The sequence below is a fragment of the Pseudomonas sp. NFACC10-1 genome, from assembly GCF_900119195.1.
Lineage (GTDB): Bacteria > Pseudomonadota > Gammaproteobacteria > Pseudomonadales > Pseudomonadaceae > Aquipseudomonas > Aquipseudomonas cerasi.
Genome location: NZ_FPJB01000003.1, coordinates 383,956 through 401,423 on the forward strand (window position 1 = coordinate 383,956; position 17,468 = coordinate 401,423).

The following is a 17,468-nucleotide window of genomic DNA, read 5'->3' on the forward strand; positions in this document are numbered from 1 at the left end:
CAGGCTTTTCTTAAAGGACTATGACGATGAATACCTCGCAACATGAGTTTTCCCGTTTCATCACTGCGCTGGGTACCCAGCTTGGCACTTCGCTTACCTGGCAGAACGGGGTATGCGCGCTGTATGACGGCCAGGACAACGAAGCCGCCGTCATCGAGCTGCCCGAGCACAGTGAAATGGTCATCTTTCATTGCCGCGTCGGGCGCTGCCCTGAACGCACTGCCGATTTGCAGCATTTGTTGAGCCTGAACTTCGATGTCGCCCGTTTGCACGGTTGCTGGTTTGCCGTCGATCAGGGCGATGTACGCCTGTGTGCGCAACGTGAGCTGGTGTCGCTCGATGAGCCAGCCTTTTGCGACGTGACGCGTGGCTTTATTGCTCAGGCACGCGAAGCTCGCGCATTTCTGCACGCCTGAGCAGACGGGTGTGCACGCAAAAGCGCCGCTTCCATGCGGCGCTTTTGCGTTGTTTCAGCTATCAGCTTTTGACTTCGAAGCCCGACAGTTTCAACTCGCCTGCCGCCTCTTTCAGCGATGCCGAGGGCCGCGACAGCTCCCCGTCGAACGTGTAGCCGATGGGTTTGTCCTGGTCTTCGCCATAGATGAAATTGATTCGCCCGAGGGTCTTGTTCACGCTCAACGACGCACCGCTGTTGTAGCTGATCAGTGGCGTGGGTGACGTGAAGTTCTCGGTCTGCGGTGGCGCATGGAACACCACCAGCCTTTTGATCCTCATGTTGTTGCGATTTTCCAGAAGGCCGGAGAGTTCGGTCTGCGTCAGCGTACCCCTGCGGCTGCCTTCGTCGATCTCGTCGATCAGCGAGTCTTTTGGTTCAAGGCGTACCCGGGCGAGGGTGCCCTGGCTGTTTTCAAGCTGCTTGACCATGGCGCTGAGCGTCGGGTCCTGACGCATGTACTCGGCGACCCTGGCGGCGTTGCCGGGCGCACTGGCTTCGCGTATCGAACCCATGATTCTGGTGAGGATGCTTTCCTTGCTCAGGCCGGACAGGTTGGTCTTGCTGGTTTCGAAGCGGGCATTGTCCAGCACGCTGTGATTGCTGATCGACGCTTCGTGTTGCACGGCCGCCCGTTTCAGGTCTCGAAGCGCCTTGTATTGCGTGTCGTTCTGCGACGGTCTGTCGGCAAACAGCGCTTTGAGCTCGTCAAGTCGTGCCTGAGTGGCCTGCTCAGTGTCCATGTCGGCGTAAAGCGCGTTCAGCGGATCCTGCAGCGCTGCAAGCCTGGCTGTCGTGGCTTTATCCTTGAAGGCTGCAGCGAGACTTTTCGACAGTTTGTCCAGGCTCTCGGTGCTCATCGGGGTCGCTACGTTAAAGCGGAACTTGACCCGTTTGACGGTTTTGTCATCGATGGTCACGTTCGCTGCGACGCCCAGGTTATTGGCCGCCGATTGAGTCGCTGGCGTCGGCCCGGCAGCGGAGGCCGGGGTCGCTGTGGCGTTGGTGTGCGTGCCACCGATCTGCCCGCGCGCCTGCCCGCCGAAGATCAGACTGTTGAAAAAGCGCGGCCGGTTCTTGCCGCCCTCGCGCAGTTCTGTCTTGTCGTTCTTCTGGGTCAGGGAGTAATCGGTATAGCTCAGCAGGTTGACCGTGACATTCGCCGCCACGCCCAGACGCGCAACGGCGGAAAGCGGCGCGCTGTCGGCCTCCGACAGACCGAAGCCGACGCGCATATCGGCGCTGAAGCCTGTCGTGATATCGAAATTGAAGCGGCGCGCTTCATAGGTTTCGTGGTCCTTGACCTTGTTCAACAGCTGCAAGGGGTTGAGCTTGCCTTCGAACAGGTCGTCGACGAATCCATCGATTTCGTCGTCCGCTACATTGAAGATCACCCCGGCACGCTGGCTCGCGGCAGCGGTTGCGGTCACGTCTCCGCCAAGACGGAAGTTCGGGGTCATCTTGCGGTTGTTACCGATATCGACGCTGCGGGCAGGGTGGTTTTCGTCGAAAAAGCCAGGCCAGTAGTCCTTGCCACCCCCCACGCCGCCGCTGATATTGCCGGCCGCTTCTCTCATCAGGTACAGGGTCACGCCACCTTCGCAACGTTCAGCACTGAAGAGGTAGTTGCGATTGCCGGTAGCCCCGGCGGTCGGCCACGGGCCTGTCGACTTGTCGGCAAGGACGGCGAACGGGCTGGTCAGGTTCAGCCCGTAACTGCGTTGCACGCCGATTTCATCGTCGCCATGCTCCAGGTTTTTGAGCATGGCCTTGAGCGTGTCGGCCAGCTCGGACTGATCCTGGCTGCCGGTTGCCGCGCGCATATTGACGCTGACAGCGTGGTCGGATTTCTTGAGTGCATTCGAGAACGCCTTGACCGCGTCATACGCGCCTTCCAGTGCTGCGTTATCGGTAAAGCCCATGTCGGTGACCTGCTTGACCGGGTTCTCGCCATAGGTCACATCGCGTAACGAGGTCAATTCCGCTTGCAGCCTGGGCAGGTCGCTGCTGCGTGCCAGCAGCTCAACCTTGCCAATCAGCGCGCCGAGGTCTTTCAGGGTGACCAGATCCAGCGCCAGGCGGGCCTTGCTCAGCCCGTGATCTTCATTGGCATCGCGGCGTTGACCCAGGCCGATATCGGTTTTGGTGTGAGAAAGCTTTACCCCGTTGTCTTTCAGCTGCTTGAGCGTTGCGGCCGTTGGGTTTTCTGCGGACGGGGCGACCCGGGTCAGTGCGTTATCCAGCTCATTGACGAAATCATGGCCGGAGCTTTTGAAGTTGAGCATCGACCTCAGTTCAGCCAGCTTCTTGCCTAGCTGAGTGCGTTTCGACGACTTTGCCAATTCGCTGTGCTGGTTGAGCACGCCGTCGTTCTGCCTCAGGTTTTTGAGCTTGCCGTAATCCTTGCCGATGTTCTCCAACGCGGTCCTGGCGTGCTTCTCCAGTTCGTCGCGGAATACTTCCAGTTCTTTTGCCAGCTCAGCGCCTTCAGGGCCAAGCTGCAGGCGCGCAATCCGCGCCTTCAGATCGTTGCCCGGGGTCGGCGGTGCGCCGCCGGCTTCATGAATCAGTTCAAGTTGTTTGAACGCGATCAGCTCTTTCTTGTAGAGCTCCTTCAGGCCCTCGCGACCATGATAGCGATGCTGGATGTTGTTGCCGACGTTCTTCATCCAGCGAGGCGGTTCCAGCGTGTGCTTGTAGACATTGGCCCGAATAGCCTCGCTGGCGGCGGGACGATTGCTTTTCTCCATGCCGCTGCGCCCGAATGCATTGATGTCCAGCTTGGCCGTCAACCCGGTGCCTGGAATCCGCCAGGTCTTGTGCGCTCGCGTGATGCGATTGTAGACGTCGTTCAAGCCGTTTTTTTCTACGGGACGCTGTTCGAACGCTTGCCACTGCCCCTCTTTCAGTTGCATCAGGCCTTGACCGGCGGCGTCCTCGATCTGGACGCTCAAGCGATTGTCATCATTGCTGTACAGCGCTTTGACCGGTTGCCCGTCAGGTGCTGCGAGCGGCGTCCATTTGGCGGCCAACTGGCCTCCGAATCGGGTTGCCTGCCATGCCTCTCTGGGCATGCAGTAAAGCTTGCCGGTGCTGCTCAGTGTGTAAAGGTTGTGCTTTTCGTCCAGGGCCAGTTCCTTGATGTCTCCCTCGATTGCGGACGTATCCAGATCAATGGGTTTGTGGTCCTTGCTATGGGCCGTCAGCCTGTTCTGATCATCGAGCACAACAAAGCGCTTGTCGCTGACCATGGCAAAGGCGGTCACGACCCGATTCTCCAGCCCTGCGATTTCCTTGCCCATCGCCACCTTGGTCGAGCGTGCTATCTGGGCCAGCGCCGTATTGTGGTCGAAGGCGACATTGGGGTGTTTAGGGGCCACATCCAGCCTGAGCAGCTTGCCACCTTTCAATACGTAGGCGTTGCTGTCGGCACCGCGTTGCAAGCGATCCACCTCCCTGATGCCAGCATCTTTCCAGCACTGTGGCGTCGCATCCCAACGCTGGATACGACCGGCGCTCAGGCCGACCAGCCCGGCACGGTCGAGGTGCAGGCGGTCGGCACCGGTAGGCGCTGGCATAACCGTCAGGCCGCGTGTGTTGTCCAGTACCAACGCATTGGTCAGGTTCCAGCCGCTTTCCAGTTTCGTACCCTGCTCATCGAGCGCATGGGAGTGCACCTCGCCCTGACGATTCCTGATCAGCGCGTGCACGCGACCGTCATCGCCACTGATGAATCCGCTGACGCTGTTGTGGCCGCCCATGGGTTGATCGTCCAGCCTGTAGCCGGCCCGCTCCGGCATCAGGCGCAACATCGGGTCGTTGCTTTCGAAGGCGCTGCGATCAGTGCTGTAAAGCCTGCCCTGCGTGTCTGCAATAAATAGCCTGTCGTTGCTCAGGGCAACTTCGGCGGCCTGTGCCTGACCACCGTCGAGTTCAAGGGCTTTGGTTTTTTTCGGGGTCAGCCCACCAATCACCGGACTCATGTCGGCCAGCAGGACGGTCTGCACGTCCGAGCCGCTGAGCAGTGCCGCGGTATCGTCAGGGGCAACCGAAAATGACTTCAGGTCGTTGAACTCGGCGTGCGGCATGAACGGGCTGGAGAGATCGACGACGACATCGTCACTTTTGGCGTAGACCGAGCCGTTGCCTCCGGTTATCAGGCGGTTGAAAGCGATGTCCTCGATATCATCCACTGGTTTCCAGCGAGCGGCGAGCGGTTCGAACTGGTACAGCCGGTCTTCATGCACGCGCAGGCGGTCGCCGCTGGTGGTCTGATGGACCTCGGTGAGGTGGGCGATATGGGCCTTGCCTGGCAACTCCTGGCTGCGCCGCCCGTCAAGGGTGTCGAGATGAATGTGGTTTTCTTCACGCTGCATGTTCACCGGCGGAGGTTTCCCGCCTGCTACCGGCAGTGTGGGCTCGCTGCTGCGGATGACGGCCAGCGAACTGTCGTCCTGCGCCAGATGCAGCAGATGCCCGTTGGCTTGCAGAAGTTGGTGGCCCTGCGCGCCTTGCTCACTCTGCTGCGCCAGATAGGTTTGTCCGGGCTTGGCGAGTATGTCGTCCAGCAGCGCGGCCATGCCGGGCGTCTTGAACGAAGAGAAATCCGGCTTGCCGTCGGCACTCAGCCTGACAGTGGCCTGTGGTTGCGCATTGCGTAGCCGTTGCTCGCTCCTGAGCGCGGAGCGCCCGCTGGTGCCAGGTTCCAGACCGGGGTTGCGCGGCGCAAGCGGCTCTTCAGGATCGTCGGCTTTGGTGCCGGAACTGCTTGCCGTGTTCGTGTCGACAGGTTGCATTGACTGGCGTGTACCATCGGAGCCTTGCAGGCGGCTGCCAGGGTTACGGCGTTCGCGCATAGCGCTGGCGACCGCCTCTTCGTCAGTCATGGGCTCTGCGGAGAGCTGCTGCGAAGCGCTGTGTGTGAGCTGATCCTGCGGAAGATTGAATGTGACACGGCGATTGTTACGGGGGGCAGTGCCTGTCCGCGTCGATCCTTCTTCTATTTCATGCGTCGTCGTCCCTGACGCGTTTGCCCTGTTCGCACTGGTGCGCAGAATGGACTTGGGAGGCTGGTCGCTGCGCGGCGCCGGGTTATCCTGCAAATGATTGCCACGACCGGTATTTCTGCCGGCCTCGCGACTGGAGCGCGGCGCCGAGCTTGAGGGTGTTTGTGTACTGGGCGATCTGGCGGCCGACTGCCGGGGTGCCCTGGATTTCTGGAAAACCTTACCGACGCTTTTCAGCAGCCGTTTTCCCATGCTCCCCAGGGAATGTGAGGAGCGCTGGGTCGGCTGTTCAGTTTGCTGCCGCAGATTTGAAGGGTTGTCGGCTCTTGCTGTTGCTTCTGGCGAAATGACGTTACCGGAATTGCGGTTGACCGTTGGTGCCTGCACGGTGCATCTCCCTTTCCATTTGCCGCCCGACGACGGCGATTTTGTAACCCTTTGAAAAGTCCTTCAGCTTCTGTGTGGCATGGGAAAGGCACCGGTTCCACAGAAAAACAGCTGGCTGAAACGTTTCAGGCTTGTGCGTACGCAAGCGAAATACGCGTTGCAGGGAACTGGAAAGGCGGGCGTGCCACGTAGGGGGACACGTTCAGGACATTCCGCACATGGCCGCCGTTGCCCTCCACGTTTCGTCTCCTCGTTTGCTGGCTCGTTCGATACAGATCGCCGTCCTGGCCTTGGGGTCGCTGTGTGTGGGCTGTCAGTCAGTCGATGACTCACAGCCGCGCCTGGACCGCTTACCGCGACTGGTCGCCGGGCTGGGGCATCGCTCTGACGACGCGCAGGCAAACCCTCTGGCTGCAACGACTGTTTCCGATTTGCCCGTCTACAACGGCGAGGACGTTTGGCAACGGGTAGCGCAGCGATGCCGGCTGGTGGACGGGCAGGGCGTCAATGAACGTATTGCTCGTCAGCGTGACTGGCTGCTGAACAATAGGGGCTTCCTGACCGGGGCCAGCAAGCGCGCCACGCCTTATCTGCATTTCATTGTCGAGCGCCTGGATGAGCGCAACATGCCATTGGAACTGGCACTCTTGCCCATGATCGAGAGCTCCTACAATCCCTTGGCCAACTCCCCGGCGGCGGCAGCGGGCCTCTGGCAGTTCATCCCGTCCACCGGTCGCCAGTTCAACTTGAACCAGAGCGCTACCTACGACGCCCGCCGCGATGTCGTAGCGTCAAGCAAGGCGGCGATGGATTATCTGACTCGCCTGCATGATCAGTTCAATAACGACTGGCTGTTGGCACTGGCGGCCTATAACGCAGGCGAGGGTACGGTTGCACGAGCGATCGACGCCAACCGTCGGCGTGGCTTGCCTGTCGACTACTGGCATTTGAATTTACCCCGCGAAACCCAGGACTACGTTCCGCGCCTGCTGGCACTCTCGCTGGTGGTGCGTAATCCAGGCGCCTATGGCGTGCAACTGACGCCGGTCGCCAACATGCCGTATTTCGATGTGGTTGAGCTCAACCACACGGTAGACCTGACTCAGCTCGCCGCCACCACCGGGGTAGATGAGGCGCAGTTGTTGCGCCTCAACCCGGCATTCCTGCGAAAAAAGACCCCGGATGGGCCGGGACGCTTGCTGATTCCCAAGACCCACACGCAGGTTTTGACTGCTGGTATCGAGCGGATCACCGGAGAGTCGCCGACAACCGCTGTCATCCCGCCCAGCCCTGGAAAGCGCGTGCTCGAGCGTCAGCCATCGTCGCAGGTGGCCGAGCGCGCTCCGACGCCTGGACCGTTGCACGCAGCAGCGCGCGAGCAGACCGTAGGCCTGATGCAGGTTCTTGGGCGGGAGCCGGCACCGGAATCGGTGCAACCGGTCAGACGTGAACCTCAACCGAAAGTGGTGCAGGTTGCCAGGCAGGAACCCTTGCCCGGCGCCGCGCAACCCGTTAACGCTGCCGAGCGGGTGCCTGTATCCGACCCCATCCAGCCTGAGCGTCTGGCGTCGTCGCAGGCGACACAGCTTGAATCGCAAAACGAGCGTTCGTTACTGGACCGCCGGATACAAAAGAGGCTGTACATCGATGACCGTTCGTCGCCACGCAAGCGCGACGAGATCGCGTACCGCGATGAGCCGCGTGAGCTGCCGAACGGTCCTCGTGTCGTGGTGTACGCGAGCGATCCACGCCAATAACCTCTCGATTTTTTTCTCCTGAGCCCTTAAAGCACCTGAAAATTGACCTTTTTTAGTGCTTTTTCGCGTTTTCAGTGTGTATCCGAAATCCTCGGAGGCAGAATTTTGCTCCTTTTTTTGCCGTTATAGGGGCGTAAAAAGGGCGGCTGACCGACCTGCACCAGATATGTTTCTCAATGGATCATGCAAACTTTGTAAAGAATTGTAAGTAAATACTTACACATATTTTGAAACAATCTCAGTGATGATGAGGTATCAGCGCTGCTTATGGAGGGAAAAGTTCACAGCGCCATAATCCTTGATTGCCAGATTGTCCTACAGTGAATCCTTTCAGCCGATTAGCCATTTTCAGAACCTGACAATCTAAATTCTGAAAAGGCGACGCGTTCGGATTACCGAATGCAGGTATGGCAAAAAGCTATCGCGAGATGGGCCCAAGAAATGGGGGGATTCTGGATCCAACCAAATCAGCGATGTCGCACTGTTCGGAAATCCGACTGATAACTTGGTTGTATCCGCCCAGTTATCGGGCATTGTTTTGCAGTCCGGCACTTTATATTCGAACGTGTGGAGCAGGTTGGACATTGACAGGTTTATGCCTGAGTTTGTTAGTTGTAATGTTATTGAAAGTTAATCTATTAAGTGCATGTGCTTTATTCTTTTGGTTTGATCGATTTTTACTGTTGCAAAGAACTCACGCGTTGCGGCACACCGTGCAGGGGCATCGAAGTTCATGGGGTGGCTAACTGTTTTTTCTACGATTGGCAAGTTACAAATTTTTCGATTTCATTATGGCTCCTGATCGGGCATGCGCCCGGATCCCCAGCAGCTGTGGGGCCTGCGGCGATGCTTGGCCAGCGTAAGTCTATGATAATTTTGGAATAAGTATATATTAATAAGGTCATGTAAAAGCGCGTTCGCTATACCGAGTGAATCTTAAGGTGCTGGCGCTACTTGATAGTGATTCTCGAGTTTGTGAAATTTTTTACCATCGTTGGGGAACTAAATTACTATAGGTGTGCCTTGTAAGACGTGGTATTAATATTCCGCCTTCCTCCCGCTATGAGAGTGATCGATGAGCACAGACATTGATAACGACGTTCGAACGCGTTGGAACGTAACTGCATTATCGGCTGGTCATCAAATTGCAATGCACAGTGCGCTACTGGATATGGACTTGCTTCTTTGCGGGGAAACCGGCACCGGCAAAGACACCCTGGCCAGCCGGATTCACGAGCTGTCGAGCAGGACAGGGCCCTTTGTCGGCATGAACTGTGCGGCCATCCCCGAGTCGTTGGCAGAGAGTCAGCTATTCGGCGTGGTCAATGGTGCGTTCACCGGCGTGTGCCGCGCTCGCGAGGGCTACATCGAAGCCTCCAACGGCGGCACCCTCTATCTGGACGAAATCGACAGCATGCCGTTGAGCCTTCAGGCCAAGCTCCTGCGCGTGCTGGAAAGCAGGGGGGTCGAGCGGCTGGGCTCGACCGACTTCATACCCCTGGATCTGCGAGTGATCGCCTCGGCCCAGCGCCCGCTGGATGAACTGGTGGAACAAGGACTTTTTCGTCGTGACCTGTTTTTCAGGCTCAATGTGCTGACACTGCAGTTGCCAGCCTTGCGCAAGCGTCGCGAGCAGATTTTGCCATTGTTCGACCAGTTCACCCAGGACATCGCCGCAGAGTGTGGCCGCTCCGCTCCAACGCTCGACAATGGGCGTGTACAGATCCTGTTGAGTCATGACTGGCCCGGCAACGTGCGCGAACTGAAGTCCGCTGCCAAGCGATTTGTCCTCGGATTGCCGTTGCTGGGCGCCGAGCCGGTCGAAGCGCGTGACCCGGTAACAGGACTGCGCATGCAGATGCGCGTCATCGAGAAAATGCTCATCCAGGATGCCTTGAAGCGGCATCGCCACAATTTCGACGCTGTGCTAGAGGAACTCGAACTGCCCCGGCGGACCCTCTACCACCGCATGAAAGAGCTGGGGGTTGCTTCGCATATCGACCTGGCAGCCGAGTCCTGAATCGCCGCTGCGCTCGCGCAACGCCGATGCCATTGGAGTCATGAAATGAATCTCGATGATGAGTTTGACGATGACCTGGATGCGGAGCGCGTACCCAATCTGGGGATCGTTGCCGAAAGTATTTCGCAGCTCGGCATCGATGTCTTGCTGTCGGGCGAAACCGGCACCGGTAAAGACACCACTGCCCGGCGCATTCACAACATGTCCGGGCGCCAGGGGCGCTTCGTACCGATGAACTGCGCGGCCATTCCGGAATCGCTCGCCGAGAGCGAGCTGTTCGGGGTGGTGAGTGGAGCCTACACCGGCGCGGACCGTTCTCGAATGGGCTACATCGAAGCGGCGCAGGGTGGAACCTTGTATCTGGATGAGATCGATAGCATGCCGCTCGCCCTCCAGGCCAAGCTGCTGAGGGTGCTTGAAACCCGAGCACTGGAGCGTCTGGGCTCGACCTCCACGATCCACTTGGATATCTGTGTGATTGCGTCGGCTCAGGCCTCTCTGGACGATGCCGTCGAAGAGGGGAAGTTTCGGCGCGACCTGTACTTTCGCCTGAACGTGCTGACCCTCAAACTGCCGCCGCTGCGCGATCAGCCCGAGCGTATCCTGCCGCTGTTCACTCGGTTTGTGGCGGCGTCGGCCAAAGAACTGAACGTCGCGATTCCCGATGTATGCCCGTTGCTGCAGCAGGTACTGACGGGGCATCGCTGGCCCGGCAATATCCGCGAGCTCAAGGCCGCTGCAAAGCGTCATGTGTTGGGCTTCCCCTTGCTGGGGGCTGACTCGCAGACCGAAGAGCACATGGCGTGCGGGCTCAAGTTCCAATTGCGGGCGATCGAAAAGGCCTTGATTCAGCAAGCGCTCAAGCGCCACCGCAATTGCATCGACGCGGCCAGCCTGGAGCTCGATATTCCACGTCGTACGCTCTACCGTCGCATCAAGGAATTGAGCATCTGATTTTTTGCAGAAGATCTGGAACCGATTCGCGGACACATGCCACCTAGCTGTACCAAGCAATTACGCTGGTACAGACGAAGGGGTATGACGTTATGACTATCATGAGTTCTCTGGCGGGTGCGGGTCGCGGTGTAGTCAACACGATCGGTGGTGCCGCTCAGGGCATCAACAGCGTAAAGAGCAGCGCCGACCGTAATGCTGCACTGGTGAGCAACACCGGCAGCACTGACAGCATCGACGCTACTCGCTCCAGCATCAGCAAAGGCGATGCAAAAAGTGCCGAGCTTGACGGCACCGCGAACGAAGAGAACGGCCTGCTCCGCGAGTCGAGCATGCTGGCGGGCTTTGAGGACAAGAAAGAGGCGCTTTCCAACCAGATCGTCGCAAGCAAGATCCGGAACTCGGTCGTCCAGTTCTGATTTCTTGACGCCCCTTCGTACCTGAGGGGGCTGCTACTTTTAGGAGGTTGTGATGCAGAGTCTCAGTCTTAACAGCAGCTCGCTGCAAACCCCGGCAATGGCCCTTGTCCTGGTACGTCCTGAAGCCGAGACGACTGGCAGTACGTCGAGCAAGGCGCTTCAGGAAGTTGTCGTGAAGCTGGCCGAGGAACTGATGCGCAATGGTCAACTCGACGACAGCTCGCCATTGGGAAAACTGTTGGCCAAGTCGATGGCCGCAGATGGCAAGGCGGGCGGCGGTATTGAGGATGTCATCGCTGCGCTGGACAAGCTGATCCATGAAAAGCTCGGTGACAACTTCGGCGCGTCTGCGGACAGCGCCTCGGGTACCGGACAGCAGGACCTGATGACTCAGGTGCTCAATGGCCTGGCCAAGTCGATGCTCGATGATCTTCTGACCAAGCAGGATGGCGGGACAAGCTTCTCCGAAGACGATATGCCGATGCTGAACAAGATCGCGCAGTTCATGGATGACAATCCCGCACAGTTTCCCAAGCCGGACTCGGGCTCCTGGGTGAACGAACTCAAGGAAGACAACTTCCTTGATGGCGACGAAACGGCTGCGTTCCGTTCGGCACTCGACATCATTGGCCAGCAACTGGGTAATCAGCAGAGTGACGCTGGCAGTCTGGCAGGGACGGGTGGAGGTCTGGGCACTCCGAGCAGTTTTTCCAACAACTCGTCCGTGATGGGTGATCCCCTGATCGACGCCAATACCGGTCCCGGTGACAGCGGCAATACCCGTGGTGAAGCGGGGCAACTGATCGGCGAGCTTATCGACCGTGGCCTGCAATCGGTATTGGCCGGTGGTGGACTGGGCACACCCGTAAACACCCCGCAGACCGGTACGTCGGCGAATGGCGGACAGTCCGCTCAGGATCTTGATCAGTTGCTGGGCGGCTTGCTGCTCAAGGGCCTGGAGGCAACGCTCAAGGATGCCGGGCAAACAGGCACCGACGTGCAGTCGAGCGCTGCGCAAATCGCCACCTTGCTGGTCAGTACGCTGCTGCAAGGCACCCGCAATCAGGCTGCAGCCTGACCGACAACCGCCTGACGGAGAACTCACGTGACCATTTCCCACCTTGGTAATGTTAAAAGCATCTCGCCGGAACTCGGGCAGGATGTGCCACAGGGGCTCGTTTCAGAACCGGCCCAGGCGGATGTCGACATCTTCACCGCTGCCACGCAGCCGGACGGCGTTTCAAGTGGAGCGCCGCTTTCCGAGCATATCGCCAGCGCAATTTCCGGCGGTCTGGGCGAAACCGAAAAAATGTCTCAGCAAGCGATGCGGTCGATGAAGAAAGCCTCTGGGACTGGAGACGCGCTGGATATCGCGGCGATGACCAGAACCTTGTCGCAATGCTCGTTGCAGACTGCGCTCACCACCAAGGTGGTGAGCAAGACTGCGCAGGCGCTCGACAAGCTGACTAACTTGCAGTAGAGGTTTCCGTGAAATTTCTGAGCGCAGGGCTGTTGCTGATTTGCATGGTGTTGCTCGGCGGCTGTAGTGATGAAACCGATCTGTTCACCGGCCTGTCCGAGCAGGACTCCAACGAGGTCGTTGCGCGCCTTGCCGATCAGCATATCGACGCGCGCAAACGTCTGGAAAAAACCGGCGTTGTCGTCACCGTCGCCACAAGCGACATGAACCGCGCCGTCAGAGTGCTCAACGCTGCCGGCCTGCCACGTCAGTCCCGCGCCAGTCTGGGGGATATCTTCAAGAAAGAAGGGGTCATTTCGACCCCGCTCGAAGAGCGCGCCCGCTACATCTATGCCCTGTCTCAGGAACTCGAAGCGACACTTTCGCAGATAGACGGCGTCATCGTGGCCAGGGTGCACGTGGTACTTCCGGAACGCATCGCACCGGGCGAACCGGTGCAACCTGCTTCTGCTGCGGTGTTCATCAAACACTCCGCAGCGCTTGACCCGGACAGCGTGCGCGGACGCATTCAGCAGATGGTCGCCAGCAGTATCCCCGGTATGTCGACGCAAGCGGCAGAATCGAAAAAGTTTTCCATTGTGTTCGTACCGGCTACCGAGTTTCAGGAAACCACACAGTGGGTCAGTTTCGGACCGTTCAAGCTGGACAGCGCCAATTTGCCGTTCTGGAACTTGATGCTCTGGCTGGTGCCGGCTGGCCTGGCGGTATTGCTGCTGATCACCGCGCTGCTGTTGCGCAGTGACTGGCGCGCTTCAGTGCTGCGGCGGATCGGCTTTGCCGGCCGGAGTCGCTCGACCGTACCGGCGCGCGCGTGATGGACCTGACCGCCGAGGACTATTGGACTCAGTGGTGGTGCAATCCCTGGCCATGGGCGCATCCGGGCTGGCAAAGCCGGTTCGCCGAGCGCTGCGGACTGACCGTCAGCGACTGTGAAGCCCTTATGGTCAGCCGTCACAGTGTGTTCCTGCAGAGTATCGGCATCACGCCAAGTCAACCGCCAATGCCTGCGGAGCCTGTTTTGAACTGGCTGGCACTGACGCCCGTGCAGCGTGATCAGGCGCTGGATCTGGCGCAGCGCATCTGTTTTTCCCGTAACGAAAGCGACGGCCATGACGGGCAGTGGTGCTGGGCGCTGACCAAAGCGTTGCGCCCCGGTGTCTGGCTGGAGCTGGAGCGTGAAGATGCGCGCTTGCTGTTGGGTGCCTGGCTCGGGCCTGAGTATTGGTCGCGATTGCGTCTGGCCTGGGCGCCCGATGAGGTCGCCGACAGACCTTGCGCGGCCCCCGAAAATAAACTTCAGACGTTGTGGCAGGCTGTTCTATGGCGTGTCACCGCGGCCTGAGTATCCGCTCCTCTCTGCACCAGGAATTCTCCCATGCTTGCCAAACGCAGTATTACTTTGACTGCCGACGCGGTGCTGCCCGAGCCGGTATTGCGCCGTGAAGACATCGCCAACAGTTTGCTGGCTCGCGACATTCTGACTGACGCGCGCCGTCAGGCGGAGCAACTGCTGGTGCTTGAGCAGGCTAAAGCCGATCATCGGCATCAGGAGGCGCTTGCGCAGTTCTGGGAGCGTGCCAATGCCTTTCTGGACGAGCTGCACGTTCAGCGCGAAGCCTTGCAGCAGCAGGCCATGACTGCTGTAGAGGAACTGCTGACTGAGGCATTGTGCCAGTTGCTCGACGAAACAACCCTTGCCGAGCGCGCTCGGGCACTGGTCAGGAACCTGGCAGCCAGTCAGCTCAACGAAGCAGTGGCCACACTCAGCGTTCATCCGGAGATGGCCGAGCCGGTCGCCGAATGGTTGGCAGAGAGCCGTTTTGCCGAGCACTGGGAGCTCAAGCGCGATGCGACGCTGACCACCGAAAGCCTGCGCCTGAGCGACGCCAACGGCGCTTTCGAAATCGATTGGGCAACCCTTCGCAATGGGCTGGCAGGCGCGGAGCCAGCTGCCTGAAACAGACTCTTGCGGCGAAAATGGAACCGCTCCACCTGTTTGCTCCACTCAAGGTTTGAACCTTTCTGCTGGAGTATCAGGACATGATAAATTTCAAATCCCTGCAAAATAACCTCGATTCCACGCTCACTCGCGCGTTGTCCGACGTGGATGACGTGCTGGACGGGGGCAATGGGCATTTCACCGCCGACGACATCGATGCCTTCAGTGAGGCGAGCCAGCAGGCTGCGGTCAGCTCCAACATCGCTGATCAATGCCAGCAGGCTGGTTATAAAATGACCAAAAATGTCATCGATGGATTTCAGTGAGTTCGAGGAGGTCGTCGGCCTGTGGCGTGATCAGCGTCCGGCGAGCCCGCTCGACTGCTGGGTCGACGACGCCAACGCACGGCTGGAAATGGTGGGTGGCGGAGTCCGTTGCAGCATCGAATTACTCGACCCCTATGACGCCAACGACCCCCAGCGTATCGAAGCATTGCTCAGTCACGGCGGTGCCAGCCTGGCGTGTGCCTGTGACGGCGCGTTCGCCATCGATCCGCAAACGCGCTGCATGGTGCTGGTCAGCTGGATGCCTGGCCCCTGCGGCCTTGCCGATCTGCTGAACCGTCTGGAAAGCCTGGCCAATCAGCGCGCGGCCTTGCTCAGCCTGATGCACACCACTCTGGTCAATTCCGTGCCCGCCTTAGCCGGGCGCACGACCCTCAATCACCGGCAACCGGGAGTTTGAAATGCGCAAGGCCTTGATGTGGTTGCCTTTATTGTTGATCGGGCTGTCCCCCGCCACGTGGGCGGTGACCCCCGAAGCCTGGAAACATACGGCTTACGCCTACGATGCCCGGCAGACCGAGCTGGCGACGGCGCTGGCCGACTTCGCCAAGGAATTCGGCATGGCGCTGGACATGCCGCCCATCCCGGGAGTCCTCGATGACCGGATACGCGCCCAGAGCCCGGAAGAGTTTCTCGATCGTCTGGGCCAGGAATATCACTTCCAGTGGTTTGTGTATAACGACACGTTGTACGTCAGCCCCTCCAGCGAGCACACCTCGGCACGCATCGAAGTGTCCTCCGACGCGGTGGATGACCTGCAGACTGCCTTGACCGATGTGGGGCTGCTGGACAAGCGCTTCGGTTGGGGGGTATTGCCGAACGAAGGCGTGGTTCTGGTTCGCGGCCCGGCAAAATATGTGGAACTGGTGCGCGATTACAGCAAGAAAGTCGAAGCGCCGGAAAAGGGCGACAAACAGGACGTCATCGTATTTCCGCTCAAGTACGCCAGTGCTGCGGACCGCACCATTCGCTATCGCGATCAACAACTGGTGGTCGCCGGTGTCGCCAGCATTCTCCAGGATTTGCTGGATACCCGTTCTCATGGCGGGTCCATCAATGGTATGGATCTGCTGGGGCGAGGCGGTCGCGGTAACGGTCTGGCGGGCGGTGGCAGCCCGGACACTCCGAGTCTGCCAATGAGCTCCAGCGGCCTCGATACCAATGCGTTGGAGCAGGGCCTCGATCAGGTGCTGCACTATGGTGGCGGCGGCAGCAAAAGCAGTGGAAAAAGTCGCTCTGGCGGGCGGGCCAACATCCGTGTAACCGCCGATGTCCGTAACAATGCCGTGCTGATCTACGACTTGCCCTCGCGCAAGGCCATGTACGAAAAGCTCATCAAAGAGCTGGATGTTTCGCGCAACCTGATCGAAATCGACGCCGTGATTCTCGACATCGATCGCAACGAGCTGGCAGAACTGTCCAGCCGCTGGAACTTCAATGCCGGGAGTGTCAACGGGGGCGCCAACATGTTCGACGCTGGCACCAGCTCCACCCTGTTCATTCAGAACGCCGGCAAGTTCGCCGCCGAACTGCATGCGCTGGAAGGTAACGGCTCGGCGTCTGTGATCGGCAACCCGTCCATTCTTACCCTTGAAAACCAGCCGGCCGTGATCGACTTCAGTCGCACCGAATACCTCACCGCGACCTCGGAACGCGTGGCCAATATCGAGCCCATCACCGCAGGCACCAGTCTGCAGGTGACTCCGCGCTCGCTGGATCACGATGGCAAGCCTCAGGTGCAACTGATCGTCGATATCGAGGATGGTCAGATCGACATCTCCGACATCAATGACACGCAGCCAAGTGTGCGCAAAGGCAATGTCAGTACCCAAGCCGTCATAGCCGAGCACGGTTCGCTGGTCATCGGTGGTTTCCATGGTCTTGAAGCCAACGACAAGGTCCACAAGGTTCCGTTGCTGGGCGACATTCCCTACATCGGCAAGCTGCTGTTCCAGTCACGCAGCCGTGAACTGAGCCAGCGCGAGCGCCTGTTCATCCTGACGCCAAGACTGATTGGCGATCAGGTCAACCCGGCTCGCTATGTGCAGAACGGCAACCCTCACGACGTCGATGATCAGATGAAAAGGATCAAGGAACGGCGTGACGGCGGTGAGCTGCCTACCCGTGGCGACATTCAGAAAGTCTTCACGCAGATGGTTGATGGCGCTGCGCCAGAGGGCATGCATGATGGCGAAACACTGCCCTTTGAAACCGACAGCCTGTGTGACCCGGGCCAGGGCCTGAGCCTCGATGGCCAGCGCTCGCAATGGTATGCCCGCAAGGACTGGGGTGTGGCTGTCGTGGTCGCGCGCAACAATACCGACAAACCGGTGCGGATCGACGAGAGTCGCTGCGGTGGTCGCTGGGTCATCGGCGTCTCCGCCTGGCCCCATGCATGGCTGCAACCGGGCGAGGAAAGCGAAGTGTATATCGCGGTACGTCAGCCACAGATATCGAAAATGGCCAAAGAGAGCCGGCCATCACTGCTCCGGGGGGCAAAGCCATGAAGATCAGCAGCGTTGCAGTCGTGTTGGTGGTGTTCGCTACCCTGACCGGGTGCGCCACCCACGGTTGTTCGGGAACTGCCTGCAAACGCCCGGACTCCACCAGCCGCGAACTGGTCATCTGGTGGCCTCCGGACATGCGTGACGGTCTTGACGACCAGGACCACGAGCGTGATTACACCGTCGTGAAGTTAAGGGACTAGA

At 59.2% G+C, this 17,468-nt stretch carries 15 protein-coding genes; 14 read left to right on the plus strand and 1 reads right to left on the minus strand.

Features of this window, described 5'->3' with window-relative positions:
• Positions 1-26: 26 nt before the first annotated feature.
• Positions 27-416, plus strand: coding sequence for a type III secretion system chaperone (locus BT119_RS10425; protein ID WP_003433480.1), 390 nt, complete (start codon positions 27-29; stop codon positions 414-416).
• 61 nt (positions 417-477) lie between these two features.
• Here the strand turns inward: BT119_RS10425 and BT119_RS10430 are convergent, their stop codons facing one another.
• Positions 478-5,847: an AvrE-family type 3 secretion system effector gene (locus BT119_RS10430; RefSeq protein WP_072365605.1), complete on the minus strand. Its 5,370-nt coding sequence runs from the start codon at positions 5,845-5,847 to the stop codon at positions 478-480.
• A gap of 218 nt (positions 5,848-6,065) precedes the next feature.
• On the opposite strand from BT119_RS10430, the gene BT119_RS10435 reads away from it, so the two are divergent.
• The 13 genes from BT119_RS10435 (at position 6,066) to hrpT (ending at position 17,467) form a co-directional block, all read left to right on the plus strand.
• Positions 6,066-7,604, plus strand: coding sequence for a lytic transglycosylase domain-containing protein (locus BT119_RS10435; protein ID WP_054080715.1), 1,539 nt, complete (start codon positions 6,066-6,068; stop codon positions 7,602-7,604).
• A 1,075-nt stretch (positions 7,605-8,679) separates the two neighbouring features.
• On the plus strand, positions 8,680-9,624 hold the full coding sequence (hrpR, locus tag BT119_RS10440) for a transcriptional regulator HrpR (RefSeq protein WP_072365606.1): 945 nt from the start codon (positions 8,680-8,682) through the stop codon (positions 9,622-9,624).
• 45 nt (positions 9,625-9,669) lie between these two features.
• Positions 9,670-10,578 carry a transcriptional regulator HrpS gene (hrpS, locus tag BT119_RS10445; protein WP_003365153.1) on the plus strand — a complete coding sequence of 303 codons (909 nt, stop codon included), beginning with the start codon at positions 9,670-9,672 and terminating at the stop codon, positions 10,576-10,578.
• A 92-nt stretch (positions 10,579-10,670) separates the two neighbouring features.
• Entirely contained in the window at positions 10,671-10,997 is a 327-nt protein-coding gene (locus BT119_RS10450; protein WP_003314134.1) for a type III secretion system major pilin HrpA, read from the plus strand.
• Positions 10,998-11,049: 52 nt separating this feature from the next.
• Positions 11,050-12,075 (plus strand): type III secretion system effector HrpZ, encoded by a 1,026-nt coding sequence (gene hrpZ, locus BT119_RS10455; RefSeq protein WP_003433477.1) that lies wholly within the window; start codon positions 11,050-11,052, stop codon positions 12,073-12,075.
• Between the two features lie 27 nt (positions 12,076-12,102).
• On the plus strand, positions 12,103-12,477 hold the full coding sequence (sctI, locus tag BT119_RS10460; RefSeq protein WP_003314135.1) for a type III secretion system inner rod subunit SctI: 375 nt from the start codon (positions 12,103-12,105) through the stop codon (positions 12,475-12,477).
• An 8-nt stretch (positions 12,478-12,485) separates the two neighbouring features.
• Entirely contained in the window at positions 12,486-13,292 is an 807-nt protein-coding gene (gene sctJ / locus BT119_RS10465; protein WP_003433474.1) for a type III secretion system inner membrane ring lipoprotein SctJ, read from the plus strand.
• Positions 13,292-13,819, plus strand: a complete 528-nt coding sequence (locus BT119_RS10470) for a hypothetical protein (protein ID WP_003365149.1) — start codon at positions 13,292-13,294, stop codon at positions 13,817-13,819. Before sctJ ends, BT119_RS10470 begins: the two co-directional genes overlap by 1 nt.
• Before the next feature lie 33 nt (positions 13,820-13,852).
• On the plus strand, positions 13,853-14,434 hold the full coding sequence (gene sctL / locus BT119_RS10475; RefSeq protein ID WP_054080718.1) for a type III secretion system stator protein SctL: 582 nt from the start codon (positions 13,853-13,855) through the stop codon (positions 14,432-14,434).
• A gap of 83 nt (positions 14,435-14,517) precedes the next feature.
• Positions 14,518-14,742, plus strand: coding sequence for a type III secretion protein (locus BT119_RS10480; RefSeq protein ID WP_003314139.1), 225 nt, complete (start codon positions 14,518-14,520; stop codon positions 14,740-14,742).
• Entirely contained in the window at positions 14,720-15,160 is a 441-nt protein-coding gene (locus BT119_RS10485) for a type III secretion system protein HrpG (protein WP_003415377.1), read from the plus strand. Before BT119_RS10480 ends, BT119_RS10485 begins: the two co-directional genes overlap by 23 nt.
• 1 nt (position 15,161) lies before the next feature.
• A complete protein-coding gene (gene sctC / locus BT119_RS10490; RefSeq protein ID WP_072365608.1) occupies positions 15,162-17,267 on the plus strand; it encodes a type III secretion system outer membrane ring subunit SctC in 2,106 nt (701 codons plus the stop codon).
• Positions 17,264-17,467 (plus strand): HrpT family type III secretion system protein, encoded by a 204-nt coding sequence (gene hrpT, locus BT119_RS10495; protein ID WP_003314144.1) that lies wholly within the window; start codon positions 17,264-17,266, stop codon positions 17,465-17,467. Before sctC ends, hrpT begins: the two co-directional genes overlap by 4 nt.
• Position 17,468 lies beyond the last annotated feature (1 nt).